This window comes from Maribacter aquivivus (assembly GCF_900142175.1).
GTDB classification, from domain to species: Bacteria; Bacteroidota; Bacteroidia; order Flavobacteriales; family Flavobacteriaceae; genus Maribacter; species Maribacter aquivivus.
The window spans coordinates 33,521-49,834 of record NZ_FQZX01000006.1 but is presented as its reverse complement, the minus strand read 5'-3'; the positions used below and the strand labels follow the sequence as shown (position 1 = coordinate 49,834).

General features: G+C 34.9%; 18 protein-coding genes. 9 read left to right on the top strand and 9 right to left on the bottom strand.

The genetic code is table 11. From position 1 onward, the window contains the following. The 6 genes from BUC31_RS20410 to BUC31_RS20645 all read left to right on the top strand — a co-directional run. Window positions 1-1,320, top strand: a 1,320-nt coding sequence (locus BUC31_RS20410) for a hypothetical protein (RefSeq protein ID WP_170861986.1), incomplete at its 5' end; no start/stop codon positions are given. A 4-nt stretch (window positions 1,321-1,324) separates the two neighbouring features. Beyond that, window positions 1,325-2,485: a hypothetical protein gene (locus BUC31_RS19625; RefSeq protein WP_073247454.1), complete on the top strand. Its 1,161-nt coding sequence runs from the start codon at window positions 1,325-1,327 to the stop codon at window positions 2,483-2,485. A gap of 4 nt (window positions 2,486-2,489) precedes the next feature. Beyond that, window positions 2,490-3,662, top strand: coding sequence for a T9SS type B sorting domain-containing protein (locus tag BUC31_RS19620; protein ID WP_073247452.1), 1,173 nt, complete (start codon window positions 2,490-2,492; stop codon window positions 3,660-3,662). A 129-nt stretch (window positions 3,663-3,791) separates the two neighbouring features. After that, window positions 3,792-4,526 (top strand): M15 family metallopeptidase, encoded by a 735-nt coding sequence (locus tag BUC31_RS19615; RefSeq protein WP_073247451.1) that lies wholly within the window; start codon window positions 3,792-3,794, stop codon window positions 4,524-4,526. Window positions 4,527-4,565: 39 nt separating this feature from the next. Then, complete coding sequence (locus tag BUC31_RS19610; RefSeq protein WP_073247449.1) at window positions 4,566-5,336, top strand: M48 family metalloprotease; 771 nt, start codon at window positions 4,566-4,568, stop codon at window positions 5,334-5,336. A 135-nt stretch (window positions 5,337-5,471) separates the two neighbouring features. After that, entirely contained in the window at window positions 5,472-5,639 is a 168-nt protein-coding gene (locus tag BUC31_RS20645) for a DUF6747 family protein (protein WP_317614972.1), read from the top strand. 106 nt (window positions 5,640-5,745) lie between these two features. Here the strand turns inward: BUC31_RS20645 and BUC31_RS19605 are convergent, their stop codons facing one another. Further along, the gene (locus tag BUC31_RS19605) at window positions 5,746-6,132 is read right to left on the bottom strand and encodes an ankyrin repeat domain-containing protein (RefSeq protein WP_073247447.1); all 387 of its coding nucleotides are present in this window, start codon (window positions 6,130-6,132) and stop codon (window positions 5,746-5,748) included. Between the two features lie 199 nt (window positions 6,133-6,331). Next, window positions 6,332-6,724, bottom strand: coding sequence for an ankyrin repeat domain-containing protein (locus BUC31_RS19600; protein WP_073247445.1), 393 nt, complete (start codon window positions 6,722-6,724; stop codon window positions 6,332-6,334). Between the two features lie 224 nt (window positions 6,725-6,948). Here BUC31_RS19600 and gpmI point away from each other — a divergent pair, with 224 nt between their 5' ends. From gpmI to BUC31_RS19585, 3 genes are read left to right on the top strand one after another with little or no spacing between them, the layout of a single operon-like run. Further along, window positions 6,949-8,466: a 2,3-bisphosphoglycerate-independent phosphoglycerate mutase gene (gene gpmI / locus BUC31_RS19595; RefSeq protein ID WP_073247444.1), complete on the top strand. Its 1,518-nt coding sequence runs from the start codon at window positions 6,949-6,951 to the stop codon at window positions 8,464-8,466. Window positions 8,467-8,496: 30 nt separating this feature from the next. Then, window positions 8,497-9,315: a type I methionyl aminopeptidase gene (gene map / locus BUC31_RS19590; RefSeq protein WP_073247442.1), complete on the top strand. Its 819-nt coding sequence runs from the start codon at window positions 8,497-8,499 to the stop codon at window positions 9,313-9,315. A 9-nt stretch (window positions 9,316-9,324) separates the two neighbouring features. Beyond that, on the top strand, window positions 9,325-10,089 hold the full coding sequence (locus BUC31_RS19585) for a class I SAM-dependent methyltransferase (RefSeq protein WP_073247440.1): 765 nt from the start codon (window positions 9,325-9,327) through the stop codon (window positions 10,087-10,089). On the opposite strand, the gene BUC31_RS19580 is transcribed toward BUC31_RS19585, so the two are convergent. From BUC31_RS19580 to BUC31_RS19550, 7 genes are all read right to left on the bottom strand, one after another. Then, on the bottom strand, window positions 10,090-11,103 hold the full coding sequence (locus BUC31_RS19580; RefSeq protein WP_073247438.1) for an FAD:protein FMN transferase: 1,014 nt from the start codon (window positions 11,101-11,103) through the stop codon (window positions 10,090-10,092). Continuing rightward, entirely contained in the window at window positions 11,100-11,462 is a 363-nt protein-coding gene (locus BUC31_RS19575; RefSeq protein WP_073247436.1) for a Na(+)-translocating NADH-quinone reductase subunit F, read from the bottom strand. The genes BUC31_RS19580 and BUC31_RS19575 overlap by 4 nt, the downstream gene beginning before the upstream one ends. Window positions 11,463-11,535: 73 nt before the next feature. Beyond that, window positions 11,536-12,843 carry an NADH:ubiquinone reductase (Na(+)-transporting) subunit F gene (gene nqrF, locus BUC31_RS19570; RefSeq protein ID WP_073247434.1) on the bottom strand — a complete coding sequence of 436 codons (1,308 nt, stop codon included), beginning with the start codon at window positions 12,841-12,843 and terminating at the stop codon, window positions 11,536-11,538. A 2-nt stretch (window positions 12,844-12,845) separates the two neighbouring features. After that, complete coding sequence (gene nqrE / locus BUC31_RS19565; RefSeq protein ID WP_073247432.1) at window positions 12,846-13,607, bottom strand: NADH:ubiquinone reductase (Na(+)-transporting) subunit E; 762 nt, start codon at window positions 13,605-13,607, stop codon at window positions 12,846-12,848. Between the two features lie 21 nt (window positions 13,608-13,628). After that, window positions 13,629-14,276: an NADH:ubiquinone reductase (Na(+)-transporting) subunit D gene (locus tag BUC31_RS19560; protein ID WP_073247430.1), complete on the bottom strand. Its 648-nt coding sequence runs from the start codon at window positions 14,274-14,276 to the stop codon at window positions 13,629-13,631. Window position 14,277: 1 nt separating this feature from the next. Next, window positions 14,278-15,030: a Na(+)-translocating NADH-quinone reductase subunit C gene (locus BUC31_RS19555; RefSeq protein WP_073247428.1), complete on the bottom strand. Its 753-nt coding sequence runs from the start codon at window positions 15,028-15,030 to the stop codon at window positions 14,278-14,280. Window positions 15,031-15,032: 2 nt separating this feature from the next. Further along, on the bottom strand, window positions 15,033-16,313 hold the full coding sequence (locus BUC31_RS19550; protein ID WP_073247426.1) for an NADH:ubiquinone reductase (Na(+)-transporting) subunit B: 1,281 nt from the start codon (window positions 16,311-16,313) through the stop codon (window positions 15,033-15,035). Between the last annotated feature and the right edge of the window lies 1 nt (window position 16,314).

Below are 16,314 nucleotides of genomic sequence, written 5' to 3'. Positions count from 1 at the left end.
AGCGAACTAGGTATTAACATAGAAGGCGGTGACGATGTTACCGTTGACCTTTCCGCTCTTGAGGAATCAGCGGATATTACAGCTGTGGACAATAAAGTGGATGCTCACATTCTTGCAGATGAAGATGTTTCTGCAACGAACGAACTTTCAGATCTGAGCTTGAGTGCGACCAACATTCTTACCTTAACGAATCCTGCAACGGGTACGAACCAAGTTGATTTGAGTACTGTTTCTACGGATGATCAAACAGTTGAAATGTTTGCTTTTAATGGTTCTACATTTGAACTATTATTAAAAATTGAAGATGACCCTACAACTCAGGTAGCAAATTTATCATCTTTATATGCAGATGGAACTGAAACTGTAATTACAGCAGGTACTGGCATTCAAATATTAGGTGATGGTTCTAGCTCTTTACCATATACGATTACTAATGTTTTCACAGAGATTGATGGAAGTGTAACCAATGAAACTAACACTAGTTTTTCTACAGTTGACGTTGCTGGCACAGATTACTTAAGAATATCAGATTCTAATGGAGACTTAGACGTACCGCTTTCAGACTTATCACATACAGGTACTACAGGTTCTATTTTCTTTGCTGATACCGACGGAACGCCAACAGAAAATAACGGTCAATTATTCTGGGATAATACCAATAACAGATTAAGTATAGGCAATCCGCTAGCTGGCACGAACAAATTAACTGTAAACGGTGCAACAAGAACTAGCGGCTTGAATAACTCTGACGGTACTTTAAGCTTACCATCATATAGGTTTTCTGACGATTCCGATACAGGTACTTACAGTCCTGCAGCAGATGAAATAGGTTTAGTTGTTGGTGGTATAGAAGCTTTAAAAGTTGAAGAAACATCAAATAAAACTTCTGTAATTATAAACGAAACTTTAGAATTAGAGGGTACCGTATTAGATAAAAATGATTCTGCCGGTACAGCTAGGCAAGTACTTAGTTCTACGGCTACAGGTACAGAATGGGTAGATAATTACAACCCAGTTAAAGCAATAGGTAAAATCAGCTCCACCGGTACAGTTACCAAGGCAACAGCCGGAGTTACTGTTGCTAGAATTAGCGTTGGTTACTATCGTGTAACCTTACCTGCAGGTTCAGTCTCTGATGCAGATTACATTATACAATTATCGCAACCAGGTAGAAATGGTGTTGGTAATGATGACCCAGGTATTTCTTATTCTAACCAAACTGCAACTAGCTTTGAGGTAATTATTGGAGATAATGATAATGGAGGTACTGATAGAAGTCGTTTCGATTCTGAATTTATGTTTACCATTTTAGATTTATAGTAGTATGAAAAAAATATTAATTACATTATTCATTCTTTGCTTTAGCTTCTGCTATTCGCAAGCACCTACTGCAGGTGATCTTGTAGCCATACATTCAGCTACTTTAGCTGAAATAAATGCAATTGCCGGTCCGCATGAAGGCTCCTTAATCTACAATTCTGATGACAGTTTTCTGTATCAGTTTACAGGTAGTGCATGGCAAAAACTAACCCCAGAAGGTAATGAGACAAAAATTATATCTGACGGAAATGTCAATGTTACCGGTACTGGTACATCGGCAGATCCTTATATTGTTTCGTCTATAAAGCCCACGTTCACAACAAATCCTGATGGGTCTTTTACCTTTTCTAATGGTGTTGACCCAGATGTAGACTTCTTACCAACTATTCCAGGTAATACTCCTATTGTTTCAAATTCTGATGCTGGTACAGGCAACTGTTCTTTATTTGGAACTAATGAAACCAGAAATGTAATTATTCAAGGAGCTTATTTTGATGGTGCTTCTACAGTAGCTATTACAGGACAGACAGTAAATTCAGTAGTTATTAACAGTTCTTCTCAAATTACGGCTAATGTAACTTCTGGTTCTTCTTTTGGTAATTATGACATTTCAGTGACTAATAATGCCGGTACTAGCACATTATCAGGAGGGTTTGTTTTACAGTCATCTACAACTTTAACGACCAATAGCATTGGTATTGCAGATATGATTTTGACTGGTTCTATGACATATGATGGAAACAAATTATTAAAGACAGCCACAGCAGGTTGGAATGCACAAGGATATTCTTCAACTCATGCCATTAGCGCTACTTCAGGCGGACACTTAGATTGGACTGCCGATCAATCTAACAAATACGTTATGATCGGTTTAAGCACTACACCATCAACTTCCGCATCTTATACTAATTTAGATTATTCCATGTATATGGTCACTAACAGTCAAATTCAAATACGAGAAAACGGAGCAAGCTTAGGATATGTTAGTGGATATTCAGCTGGAGATAGATTAACGATCAATGTAGATTGCTTAGGTAATGTAACCTATTTAAAGAATGATATTGTCATATATTCTTCATCTAAAAAAGCAACTAACCCATTATATTTTGACTCTTCATATCATAGTGTAGACGCATCAATTTCTAATATAACAATGACATATTAAAATCATGAAAATATTAAAAATCATACTTGCCTGCTTACTACTACAACATACCATTGTAGCACAAGATGCTGTGCATAATTATGGTAATATTCAAATTCATGACGATGGTTTAGTCGGTTTTCATATGGATGTTATAAATAATGGCGCATTCAATCAAAACAAAGGTCTAGTTGGTTTTTATTCTTTCGACAAGGCTTTAACAATATCGGGCGGATCCAATCCTATTTTTTATGATTTTGAAGTTGCAGTAGATAATGATCTTTATATTGATAATACGGTGGGCATTCAAAATAACGCAAACTTTATTGCGGGTGACATAGTTACATCAAGAGTAGCATCTGAAGTAAACATCAATTTTATAAATGATTCATTTTATACAGGGGAAGCAAATTTCACAAAGGTTGATGGTTACACTGCCATAAGCAAGAAGTCTGAATTTACGTTTCCTATAGGGCAATTTGATAAAATACGTCCTTTAACCATTGAATCAATAGGTTCTAACGATTATGCAAAATCTGCTTATTATTATGAGGACCCTAATACCCCAAGTGTATTTAATACAAGTTTTAGTACATTCATTAAAGAGAACGAAGCCTTATCAATTAGTGAGTATGAATTTTGGCATTTAGAAAGCACTATACCTTCAAAAGTAACTTTAACCTGGGACGAAGAAAGCAATGCATATCTATTTGGAGAAACTATTGCGGAAATAAAAGTGGTAGGCTGGAGTGTTATTGATAATATTTGGGTCGATTTAGGAAACACAAATGTTGAAGGTGATTTCACAAATGGATCGGTAACTTCTGTAGAATTTATACCTAGCGATTATGAAATCATAACTCTTGGCGGTAATTCTGATATTATAGAAACTCTTGACAATATTACTCTAGATAATTATTACATGACCCCTAACGGCGATGGCATTAATGACTATTTAGAAATTGAAGGTATTGACAGTTCACCCAACAATGTTTTACAAATCTATAATAGATATGGCAGGTTGGTATTCTCTAAGAACAACTATAGCGATGAGTTTACGGGTATATCAAATGTAAATGGTGTAATTGCTAAAAATATTGGTTTGCCTTCTGGCATCTATTTTTATATAGTATCCTTGAATGATCTAAACTATAAACATCAAGGGTATTTATACCTTACTACATATGACGAAAATTGACCATAAATTCTATTAAGATCAATTTTCATTACTTTTACTTTAAGATTGCATGATTTACTACTTTCAAAAGTTTTTCTCTTTTGATATAGTTTGGCAAATCTTTTGCATTACATAACACAACATACAATTATGCAGAGAAGAACATTTATTAACAGAAGTAGTTCGGCAGCTTTGGCGCTTGCCCTTGCCCCTACTCTTTTTATTCAAGAAGATACAGAGTATAGTATTTTAGAACTTATGGGTAAAGAAGATATTGAGTTGTACGGAAAAGATATCAACCTACGAAAAGAAGCCCATGATGCCTTTGTAGAAATGAAAAAGGCTGCTTATAAAGACGGTATCGATTTAAAAATAGTTTCAAGCTTTAGAAGTTACGATAGACAAGAAGCAATTTTTGAACGTAAATATTTAAAATACACCGACGATGATGGCATGAACCCTACAGATGCTATTGACAAAATTATTGAATACTCTACCATACCTGGTACGAGCAGACATCATTGGGGTACCGATATTGATGTTGTAGACGGATATAGAAAAGTAGATGGTGATGTTCTTGTACCACATAAGTATGAAGGTGAAGGCCCTTATGTTGATTTTAAAAAATGGATGGATGAAAACTCTGAAACTTACGGATTTTTCTTAGTTTATACCAACGAAGCTAAAAGAAGAGGTTTCAAATACGAGCCATGGCACTATAGCTACGCCCCATTATCGATACCAATGCTTGAACAGTTTAGAAGTAAAAACATCGCATCTATTCTTATTCGTGAAGATTTTTATGGTGCCGAAAATTTTACAATGAGCTTTTTAAAATCTTACATACAAAATAATATTTTAGACATTAATAGAAACCTACTGTAAGCATTTCGTACATTAGAGCCTGTACTATAATACATTACCATGAGAAGAGGAAGTTGGAAAATTAGAATATTTATCGGTTTAGCAATTGTTGCCTTTGCATTTATACAAAAATGTAGCAACACCGAAGAGAATCCATATACTGGTCGTTCGCAACATATTACTATGTCTTCTGAACAAGAAATAGCTATTGGTTTACAAAGTGCTCCGGAAATGGCGCAACAACATGGTGGTTTATATCCTGATCAACAATTACAGGCATTTGTTGAATCTGTTGGTAACAAACTGGTTCAAAATAGTATTGCCAAAGAAACGCCTTACCAATATGATTTTCATTTATTGGCAGATGATCAAACCATAAATGCCTTTGCATTACCAGGCGGTCAATGTTTTATTACATACGCCTTATTCTCACAACTTAACGAAGCACAATTAGCTGGCGTTTTAGGTCATGAAATTGGTCATGTAATTGGTAGACATTCTGCAGAAAGAATAGCCGACAGCCAAACTTGGCAGACAGCAACTATGGGTGCTACTGTTGGTGCTGGCGATATGGGTAGTATTTTAGGAAGTATTGGTCAAAACACACTACTAAAAAATGGTCGTGGTGATGAATTGGAAAGTGATGAACTAGGAGTGCTATTTATGATCCAATCTGGATATGATCCTTACGAGATGATTAAAGTGATGGAAATTTTAAAAGCCGCTGGCGGTCCAGATCGTACTCCTGAATTTCAGAGCACCCACCCTGATCCTGAAAATAGAATAGAAAAAATCAGAGAAGCCATAGATAAATACAAAAACCAAGGTTAATCGGTTTTTTAGTACACTTAATCTAGAGGACCATACGCAGTGTTTATATTTTTGTACATTTGGCGAAGTCCCAAGCTTATTTTGCCATATTGAATTACCTTTATAGCTATGATTTAATCATAGAAGAACACTATAATGGGAACAATTACACATTTCAGAAACTTATACGTGCAGGCGTTTGAGAACTGTAAACCAATAGTTTTGGTTACATTTTTAAAAGTCTACTCAGTATTTTGTGCCCTAATGATATTTTCGGCACTGTATGCGTTTGTTGTTAGAGCAGCAAATGGATTTGATTTTTAACGCGTTTTACTCTTTTACCTGAACACTATTTGAAGTAGAATTACGTAGTATTAAAAAGGGCTCATTGATATTTCAATGAGCCCTTTTTATTTTCATAAAAATATAACTATGAATCTTGCTTAATTACATCTAATACATCTTTAGCATTCGACATTTTCGCATAGTCTTTTGCAGTATAACCTTGATCGCTTTTAATACTTAAATTAGCGCCGTTCAGTAATAACACCTTTAATACTTCTGCCTTATTGTATCTGGCAGCGTACATTGCAGGTGTAAGTCCTAAAGACTTTTCGTTTAATTCTTCCCCTATAGCGATAAGACTTCTAACTTGGTCAATATCCCCTTTCATTACCGCCTTGCACAATGAGCTAATTTCATCATTTATCGAAACAGATACCGATTCATTTAAATTGATGAGATTACTAGTATTTGCATAAACCCCTGTTAATGTAAACACGCTAATGAATAACAAAATTGAAATTGATTTTTTCATAATATTTACGTTGTTTTGATTAATAATTTTATTGATAACGTAAATTTACACATATAATTATATTAATTTCATTAAATTAAGAAAGAAATAATAAATATTTAACAATTAAAAAACATTAAAAAAAACCCTATACCCCAATTTCTTTAAAAATCGGGGTATAGGGTTTAGTTTCTACAAGTAGAAATCTTTTAAAATGAACTTAGCTTCCTACTGCTATTTCAATTAATTCAAGTGCCTCAGAAGCATTTGATAACTCTGCATAACGCTTAGCAGTATACCCTTGACTACTTTGAGCTTTTAAATCTGCACCGTTATTAATAAGCATTTCCAACACCGCTACTTTATTATAACGAGCAGCGAACATAGCGGGTGTCATACCTAGAGACTTTTGATTAACATCTTCGCCTAAATCTATCAACCGTTTTACAGTCTCTAAATCGCCTTGTATAACAGCTTTACAAAAAGAGCTAATATCTACTCTTGACACAAGGTCAATAGTATTCGTTGGTGCTAAAGTTTCATTTTCAGCAGCTAAAACAGTTGTTCCTATGGTAAGAACTACCATAGATAATGTTAGGATTACTTTTTTCATGATGATTGATTTTTAATTGATGAGTACAATAGTGTACATTTAAAAGACGCTAGTTATCGCCAATTGTTTCATCCTTTAACATTGTTATAACTAAACTTTAACAAACAAATCTTCACCCAAACTGAAAAAATGTTGCGATACACTACCAAAATGAAAAAGGTAGGTAATCTAGTAGCTTAACTTGGCAGAACATAGTACTTTTGTACTCCTAAAACCTTATGAAGATGAACAAAAAAGTAATCTTAATGATATTAGATGGATGGGGCAAATCTCCTGATCCATCAATATCTGCAGTAGATAAAGCCAACACACCTTTTATAGATAGTTTATATACAAAATATGCTAATTCTAACCTTCTTACAGATGGTATGAACGTAGGGCTACCTGAAGGTCAAATGGGTAATAGCGAAGTTGGTCATATGAATTTAGGGGCTGGTCGTATTGTTTATCAAGATTTAGCTAAAATCAATAAGGCTGTAAAAGAGAATACCTTAAGTTCTGAACCGGTTTTAAAAAGTGCTTTCGAATACGCGAAAAAGAATAATAAAGATGTTCATTTTTTAGGGCTTTTAAGTGATGGTGGCGTACATAGCCATACCAATCATATTAAAGGACTTATTAAAGCTGGCAAAGAATCTGGTGTTGAAAATATGTATTTACATGCTTTTACCGATGGTAGAGATGTAGACCCAAAAAGTGGAAAAGGTTTTTTAGAAGATATCGTACATTTTGGCGCTGACAAAAACACGAAACTAGCTACCGTTATTGGTAGATATTACGCTATGGATCGTGACAAACGATGGGAGCGAGTTAAAGAAGCTTATGATGTTATTGTAAACGCAGAAGGTGAAAAATCGACTGATATTGGCAAAACCATTCAAAAAAGCTATGACAATGACATTACCGATGAGTTTATAAAACCAATAGTAATGACCAGTACAGATGGCACTCCTGTTGCTTCTGTAAAAGAGGATGATGTGGTTATATTCTTCAACTTTAGAACTGATCGCGGTAGAGAATTAACACAAGTACTAAGTCAAGTAGATATGCATGAGCAAAACATGCACAAACTCAACTTATACTACGTTACGCTTACTAATTATGATGAATCTTACGAAAAGGTTCATGTTGTCTATAATAAAGATAATATCGTTGAAACTTTGGGTGAGGTATTAGCTAACGCAGGTAAAAAGCAAATACGTATTGCGGAAACTGAAAAGTACCCACACGTTACTTTCTTTTTCAATGGTGGTAGAGAAGTTCCTTTTGATGGTGAATCGCGTATTTTATGTCCGTCACCAAAAGTGGCTACATATGACCTTCAACCAGAAATGAGTGCTTATGAGATTAGAGATAAAATCATTCCTGAAATTCAAAAAGGAGATGTTGACTTTATTTGCTTAAACTTTGCCAACCCTGACATGGTAGGTCATACTGGTGTTATGGAAGCTGCAATTAAAGCTTGTGAAACAGTTGATGAATGTGCAAAAGATGTTATAACAGCAGCTATCGAAAAAGATTACTCTGTAATTGTTATTGCCGATCACGGTAATTGTGAAACTATGTTAAATGAAGATGGAAGCCCTAACACGGCACATACCACCAACCCTGTTCCTCTAATTTTAGTAGACAAAGATATTCACCATATCAAAGATGGTGTATTAGGAGATATTGCACCTACCATCTTAAAAATGATGGGTGTAGAAAAATCGAAATTTATGACCCAAAATTCATTGGTATAAATTTAGGTACAACCGAAAGTATTTTATTTTATGATTAAATTAAAAACAGCCGAAGAGATTGAATTAATGCGCGAAAGTGCGCTTATTGTTTCTAAAACTTTAGGAATGATAGCCTCTGAAGTTAAACCCGGAGTCACTACACTTCAATTAGACGCTATGGCCGAAACTTTTATTCGTGACCATGGTGCAGTACCTGGTTTCTTAGGTCTATACGATTTCCCGAACTCATTATGCATGAGTCCAAATGCTCAAGTAGTACATGGTATTCCAAATAATACCCCTTTGGTTGAAGGGGATATTATTTCAATTGATTGTGGTGCTTTAAAAAATGAATTTTACGGTGACCATGCTTACACTTTTGAAGTGGGAGAAGTTAGCCCAGAAATCAAGAAATTATTAGAGGTTACCAAAAAATCGTTATATGTAGGTATACGAGAATTTAAAGTTGGTAATCGCGTTGGTGATGTTGGGTATGCCATTCAGAAATTCACTGAAGACCATGGTTATGGTGTAGTTCGTGAATTGGTTGGTCATGGTCTTGGTAAAAAAATGCACGAAGGTCCTGAAATGCCTAATTACGGCAGACGTGGTAGAGGCAAGAAATTTGTTGAAGGCATGACGGTTGCTATTGAACCTATGACCAATATGGGGACCAAGAATATCAAACAGCTTAAAGACGGTTGGACTATACTTACTGCAGATGGTAAACCGAGTGCTCATTTTGAACATGATGTTGCCATAGTCAACGGAAAACCTGAGTTACTTTCTACCTTCAAATATATTTATGAAGCTTTAGGCATTGTAAGTGATGAAGAAGATGAGTTCACAAAATCTACCTTAAAAAGTTAGAAAATACAGATGAAGAAAATTTTTAAATTTTTTCTTAACCTTGTTCCAAGGCCTGTATTAATTTCTTTAAGCTATATAGTAAAGCCTTTTTTTAAGGCTTACTATCGTGGTAACACCTATGAAGACCCTATTGACGGTAATACTTTTCGTAGCTTTTTACCTTATGGATATGAAAAACCACGTGAGAACGTGCTTTCACCTTCTACCCTATCATTAGAACGCCATCGTTTACTGTGGTTATTTTTAAAGGAAGAGACAGATTTTTTCACTGCTCCGTTACATGTTTTGCATTTTGCACCTGAACAAGCTTTCTATAAAAGATTCAGAAAATTGAAAAATCTAAACTATGTAACTACAGATCTAAATTCTCCTTTAGCAGATGTTAAGGCAGATATTTGCAATCTTCCGTTTGAAGATAATATGTTCGATGTAATTCTGTGTAATCATGTACTAGAACACATACCAGATGACACAAAAGCAATGTCTGAATTGTATAGAATTTTAAAACCTGGTGGCTGGGGTATTTTTCAAATTCCGCAAGATTTAAATAGAGAATCAACTTTCGAAGACGACTCCATAACCGACAAAGTCGAACGCGCAAAAATATTTGGTCAGTACGATCATGTACGTATTTATGGCAAAGACTACTTTAATAAATTAAGAAGCATAGGTTTTAAAGTCGAAGAAATAGATTTTACAAAGCTTATGAGCCAAGAAAACATCAACAGATATCGCTTAGCTCCCGGAGAGATAATTCCGTTCGTAAAAAAATAGTTATTTCACTACAAGCGCTTTAAATCCTTCTGTTGAAAACTCTTTTGTTTCACCATTCTCATCTAAATAAACAATATAAGCTTCTAGTTTTTTATTTTCTTCAACGAGATTAAAAGCATCATCTAAATTCATCGCCATTAAAGCCGTAGCATAAGCATCTGCAGTAGCACAGTTATCTGCCAATATAGTTACGGCAAGTGTTTTGGACACCTGTGTATAGCCTGTTTTTGGATTTACAGTATGCACGAATTTTTTACCGGTTTCTTCATCAATTCTAAACTTTCGATAATTGCCTGATGAGGCTAACGCCCTATCATTTAAATGAATTAATATTTTCGTAGCTCTATTCATTTGCTCTTCTGGATCATCAATACCAACTACCCAAAATTTATCTTTAATTGTATTCTTTCCTTTAGCCACCAATTCTCCGCCTACTTCAATTAAATAGTTTTCTATACCCTTAGCATCTAACATAGCCGCAAGCCTATCTATAGAATAACCTTTAGCAATAGCATTAAAATCTAAGTAGATATTAGCATTAGCTTTTACTATATGATTGCTTTCATCTAAAGTAACTTTATGCAATCCAACAAAATTCAGTAAACTATCAATTTTTAGACTATCCATTGATATTTGACGTTCAGGTCCGAAACCCCATGCGTTTACAAGAGTACCTACCGTTGGATCAAAAAAGCCATTAGTTTCTTTGTGTATTGTTTTAGACAAATCAAATACTTCTCGAAACATCATATCAACAGCAACAGTACTATCTCCTTTATTAATTCTAGAAATATCAGATTCCGGAATATAAGTGGATAGAGAGTGGTTAATTACTGCGAATACGGAATCTATATCCTTTTGTAAATCTAATTTCTCGCTAGAGATTGAAATTATACTATAAGAAGTACCTAAAGCACCACCTACATTTTCATTTCTAAATTTAGCGTCATTATTCTTCTTACAAGATTGAAACAATCCTATTATGGCAACGATTACTAAAATACATTTCTTCATAATTCTATTAAACCATCAAAATCAACAATATACTCTTCATCTAAATATACTGGCAAATTGTGATCTACAGCATTTAACAGTCCTACACCTGCATAAAAGGTAGTTGCTTCAAATTTAACAGCATGTTCTTTCATTTTAGTAAGGTCAGACATAAAGAAATCCATATCCTTGGGATCACCCGGGTATTCAATTGCCTTAACTACCACAAAGCGCATCTTCTTATCTTTTGTACAAACAAACTGCGGATTCTTGCGCAATTCACTGTTCACAGCTAAAAATTCAAAACCTTCATCTTCTAATTGCTTACCAACAATATTCATTGCCAAATTATGGAGTTCTTGTTCTGTTAATACATGCATACTTAACTATATTTTATAAAAAAACCGATACATTACATATCGGTTAGTTTTAATTATTTAAAAGACTTAAAGCTTATCCACCAAAGTCATCAAAACGTATATGTTCATCTGGGATACCGAAATCTTCACCCATTTTCTGAACAGCTTTGTTCATCAAAGGAGGTCCACAGAAATAAAGTTCAATGTCTTCAGGAGACTCATGAAGGCTTAAGTAGTTATCAATTACACAATTGTGAATGAAACCTACGAAACCATCACCTGGAGCATCAATATTCTCTTTTACCTTCCAGTTATCTTCTTCTTGTGGTTCAGATAATGCTAGGTAAAATTTGAAATTCGGGAATTCTTCTTCTAATTTATAAAAGTGATCTAAATAGAATAATTCTCTTTTAGAACGACCACCGTACCAGTAAGATACTTTTCTATTAGTTCTTAATGTTTTGAATAGGTGATATAAATGAGAACGCATTGGCGCCATTCCAGCTCCACCACCCACGTATAACATTTCTGAATCTGACTCATTGATAAAGAATTCACCGTAAGGTCCAGAAATAGTACAATCATCACCTGGCTTTAAATTAAAAATGTAAGAAGACGCAACACCAGGGTTAACATCCATCCATCCATTTTTAGCACGATCCCATGGCGGAGTAGCGATACGTACATTCAACATAATCTCTCTTCCTTCCGCAGGAAAAGAAGCCATTGAATACGCTCTTTCAACCGTTTCTGGATTCTTCATTGTTAAAGGCCAAAGGTTGAATTTATCCCATTCTGCTTGAAATTTATCTGGAGTTTCATGTTCCTCAGGGTGTGCTGTAATATCAATATCAGCATATTTTACTTCACACTCAGGAATTTCAATTTGAATATAACCACCAGCTTTGTAACCCATATCCTCAGGGATTTCAACTACAAATTCTTTAATAAAAGATGCTACGTTATAATTACGAACAACTTTTGCTGGCCATTTCTTAATACCGAATACCTCTTCAGGAATGGTAATATCCATGTCTTGCTTCACCTTAACTTGACAAGCTAAACGTGCACCATGGTTTAATTCTTTTTTAGAGAAATGCGGAGTTTCTGTAGGTAATGCTTCACCACCACCAGAAAGTACATGACACTCACATTGAATACATGTTCCACCACCACCACAGGCAGATGGCAAGAATATTTTTTGGTTACCTAAGGTAGATAATAAAGATCCACCTGAAGAAACTTCAATTTTCTTCTCTCCGTTAATTGTAATGGTTACAGGACCAGATGGAGATAGTTTTTGTTTAGTAAACAGAAGTAATGCTACTAATGCCATCAAAAGGATTAGAAATGCGACAACAGTTATTAGAATAGTTCCGCCTGTACTTGCAGCTAAAATCATGTTTATTTATTTACGTCGTTATAAGAAATTACCTTTTCGTCAATTTCTTCGTTTTTTTCTACTACTACTTCCTCTACAGGTGTTACCATCTCTGGTTTAACAGACTGAATAACTTGCTCATTAGCTTCTTCAGCATCATCACCACCACCGGTTAACATACCTCCAAAACTTTGAAAGCCAATACCCATAAGACCAGTGATAATAAACGTAATACCTAACCCTCTTAAAGGAGCAGGAACATTACTATATCTAATTTTCTCACGAATAGCTGCAATCGCTAAAATTGCTAAGAACCAACCAATACCAGAACTAACGCCATAATTGAATGCTAAGCCCAATGTTTCGATTTCTCTTGCCTGCATAAATAAAGATCCACCTAGAATTGCACAGTTTACTGCAATCAATGGTAAAAATATACCCAATGAGTTATATAAAGAAGGTGAAAATTTCTCAACTACAATCTCTACTAATTGTACCATTGTAGCAATGGTAGCAATGAATAAAATAAAAGATAAAAAGCTAAGGTTGTAATCTGCATACTCAGGACCTAACCAAACTAAGGCTCCGTCTTGTAACAAATACTTATCTAACAACCAGTTCATTGGTACAGTAACCGCCAATACAAATATAACAGCAGCACCTAAACCAACTGCAGTAGCCACTTTTTTGGATACCGCTAAATAAGAACACATCCCCAAGAACACGGCAAACACCATGTTATCGATAAAGATGGACTTAAAAAATAATTCTACATGTTCTAACATAATTTCTACTTAAATGTCTGTTTAACTCTCTTCTACTAGCGCAGGATTTCTTGAACGTTGTACCCAAATTATGATACCAACAACAATTAATGCCGCTGGTGGAATAATCATAAATCCATTATTCTCATAACCTGTTGCATACAAACCTGTTTTTGTTATTGGATCACCTAATACAGGATATCCAAAAAGTGTACCTGAACCTAAAAGTTCTCTAAAGAACCCAACAATAATTAGAATAACACCATAACCTAAAGAGTTTCCAATTCCGTCCAAAAATGAACGCCATGGTCCGTTTGCCAAAGCAAAAGCTTCAAAACGACCCATAATTATACAGTTTGTAATAATTAGACCTACGAATACAGCCAAGGTTTTACTCAACTCATAAGCATATGCCTTAAGGACCTGATCCACTATAATCACCAATGTAGCAACTACGATTAACTGAACAATAATTCTAATTTTCGATGGAATTATATTTCTCATCAATGAGATAACTACGTTACCTGCACCTAATACGAACATTACAGAAATAGCCATTACCAAAGACGCCTTTAGCTCTGCTGTAATTGCCAATGCCGAACAAATACCTAATACCTGAATAGTAATAGGGTTATTGTCTGCAAGTGGATCCGTAATAAGATTTGCATCTTTTTTTGATAGTAGTGCCATATTACTTTGCTCTAATTGTTTCTAAATAAGGTTTATATAATTTAACGGTTTCCTTAATCATAGCAGAAACACCATTACCTGTTATAGTAGCACCCGCTAAGGCATCTACTTCATTATCATCTTTTGTTTTGTTCAAAGGATCATTATTACCTTTAGCGACAGCAATACCTGCATATTGCGTACCATTTAAAATGGTCTCTCCGGTAAAATCATCCATGAAATAACGCATTTTAATGTTTGCGCCTAAACCAGGTGTTTCACCTTTATGGTCAAAATATACACCTTGAACAGTCATTGTGTCATCTAAAGCAATAAAACCCCAAATAGCATCCCAAAGACCTTTACCGTACATAGGGATGATGTAAAATTTCTTCCCATCTTTCTCCCCAATAAAAACTGGTAATTTATAAGGCTCTCCTTTTTTGATATTAGCCAATTGTTTTTTCAAATCAATCAAATATGCTTCGTTATCTTCAGTGATTTTATCACCTTGAATAACCAATTGCTCTTTGATATAACTTGCAAACTCATCTTCCACGACATCCGTAGGTATAAAGTTTACACTACCGGCATCATCACCATTTTCGTTAACACCCATTGCGTAAAGAATGTTCTGTTGCTTTTCAAAACGTTCATTCTCTTTGATATTAGGACGCAATGCTGAGGCCAAGAATGCTAGTATTGAACCAACTACCACAACCATAACAGCAGCAAAAACTACTGTATAAACGTTACTATCTGTTTTATTAGCCATAATTAAACTGTTTCAGCTTTAAGTTCTTCTGCCTTACCATCTGAATCTTTTGGATAGATAGTGGCATTTTTTAATCTGTTCATTCTTCTCTTAATATTACCCCTTACAACATAATGATCAATTGTTGGTGCAAATACATTCATTAAAAGGATAGCCAAGAAAACACCTTCTGGGTATGCAGGGTTGAATACACGAATCATTACAGAAATAAATCCTATAAAGAAACCATAATACCATTTCCCTTTATTTGTTTGCGAACCTGTAACTGGATCAGTAGCCATATAGACAATACCGAATGCTAAACCACCTACGATTAAATGTTTCCAGAAATCAAAACTCATCAATCCGTAAAACTTACTTGATTCACCTACCCAACCAAAATCTACTACTTGATTGAATATTAAGCCCATTACCAATGAACCAATAACGGCACTTACCATTATTCTCCAACTAGCGATCTTTGTGAAAATCAAGAACAAACCGCCTAATAAGATTAGAAATGCTGAAGTTTCACCTACAGAACCTGGTATAAAACCAAAGAACATATCTGAAACAGAATATGTCATTTCAGCCCCCTTATTCTGAGCTAAATAACCTAATATGGTTTCACCTGAAATTGCATCAACGTTTGCACCAGCTAAAATTTCTTCTGAACGCTCACGTGCACCGTAAACCCAAACTTTATCACCACTCATCCAAGTAGGATAAGCGAAGAACAAGAATGCTCTAATAGTTAATGCAGGGTTAAGGATATTCATTCCTGTACCTCCAAAAACTTCTTTACCAATAACAACACCAAAAACAACAGCTACAGACAACATCCAAAGTGGTGTATCTATAGGAACTATTAAAGGCACCAACATACCGGTAACCAAATATCCTTCTTCTACTTCATGACCTTTTATGACAGCAAAAATAAATTCTACTAAAAGTCCGACACCGTAAGAAACAACTACTAATGGTAATACCTTAATAATACCGATCCAAAAATTGTCCCAAGTAAGGAAATCGTTCATCAAAGAAAAATCTGCCGGAAAACCGTTAATTGCAGAAAAATGTTGATAACCTGCGTTGAACATAGAAAATATTAACACTGGTACCAGCGCCATTATTACCGTGTTCATTGTACGCTTTAAATCATCTGCCGATTTCACATGTGTACCACCTGCATGAGTAGTCTCATCTGGCGAAAACAAAAAAGTATGAAAGGCATTAAAGGCAGGAGCCATTTTCTTACCCTGATACTTCAGTTTAAGTTCGTGTAATTTGCTTTTTAAACTCATT

Excerpts from the sequence above, each read along its gene's own strand:
- BUC31_RS19625 (WP_073247454.1), top strand. The coding sequence starts at position 1,325 with ATGAAAAAAATATTAATTACATTATTCATTCTTTGCTTTAGCTTCTGC.
- BUC31_RS19620 (WP_073247452.1), top strand. The coding sequence starts at position 2,490 with ATGAAAATATTAAAAATCATACTTGCCTGCTTACTACTACAACATACC.
- BUC31_RS19615 (WP_073247451.1), top strand. The coding sequence starts at position 3,792 with ATGCAGAGAAGAACATTTATTAACAGAAGTAGTTCGGCAGCTTTGGCG.
- BUC31_RS19610 (WP_073247449.1), top strand. The coding sequence starts at position 4,566 with ATGAGAAGAGGAAGTTGGAAAATTAGAATATTTATCGGTTTAGCAATT.
- BUC31_RS20645 (WP_317614972.1), top strand. The coding sequence starts at position 5,472 with ATGGGAACAATTACACATTTCAGAAACTTATACGTGCAGGCGTTTGAG.
- BUC31_RS19605 (WP_073247447.1), bottom strand. The coding sequence starts at position 6,132 with ATGAAAAAATCAATTTCAATTTTGTTATTCATTAGCGTGTTTACATTA.
- BUC31_RS19600 (WP_073247445.1), bottom strand. The coding sequence starts at position 6,724 with ATGAAAAAAGTAATCCTAACATTATCTATGGTAGTTCTTACCATAGGA.
- gpmI (WP_073247444.1), top strand. The coding sequence starts at position 6,949 with ATGAACAAAAAAGTAATCTTAATGATATTAGATGGATGGGGCAAATCT.
- map (WP_073247442.1), top strand. The coding sequence starts at position 8,497 with ATGATTAAATTAAAAACAGCCGAAGAGATTGAATTAATGCGCGAAAGT.
- BUC31_RS19585 (WP_073247440.1), top strand. The coding sequence starts at position 9,325 with ATGAAGAAAATTTTTAAATTTTTTCTTAACCTTGTTCCAAGGCCTGTA.
- BUC31_RS19580 (WP_073247438.1), bottom strand. The coding sequence starts at position 11,103 with ATGAAGAAATGTATTTTAGTAATCGTTGCCATAATAGGATTGTTTCAA.
- BUC31_RS19575 (WP_073247436.1), bottom strand. The coding sequence starts at position 11,462 with ATGCATGTATTAACAGAACAAGAACTCCATAATTTGGCAATGAATATT.
- nqrF (WP_073247434.1), bottom strand. The coding sequence starts at position 12,843 with ATGATTTTAGCTGCAAGTACAGGCGGAACTATTCTAATAACTGTTGTC.
- nqrE (WP_073247432.1), bottom strand. The coding sequence starts at position 13,607 with ATGTTAGAACATGTAGAATTATTTTTTAAGTCCATCTTTATCGATAAC.
- BUC31_RS19560 (WP_073247430.1), bottom strand. The coding sequence starts at position 14,276 with ATGGCACTACTATCAAAAAAAGATGCAAATCTTATTACGGATCCACTT.
- BUC31_RS19555 (WP_073247428.1), bottom strand. The coding sequence starts at position 15,030 with ATGGCTAATAAAACAGATAGTAACGTTTATACAGTAGTTTTTGCTGCT.
- BUC31_RS19550 (WP_073247426.1), bottom strand. The coding sequence starts at position 16,313 with ATGAGTTTAAAAAGCAAATTACACGAACTTAAACTGAAGTATCAGGGT.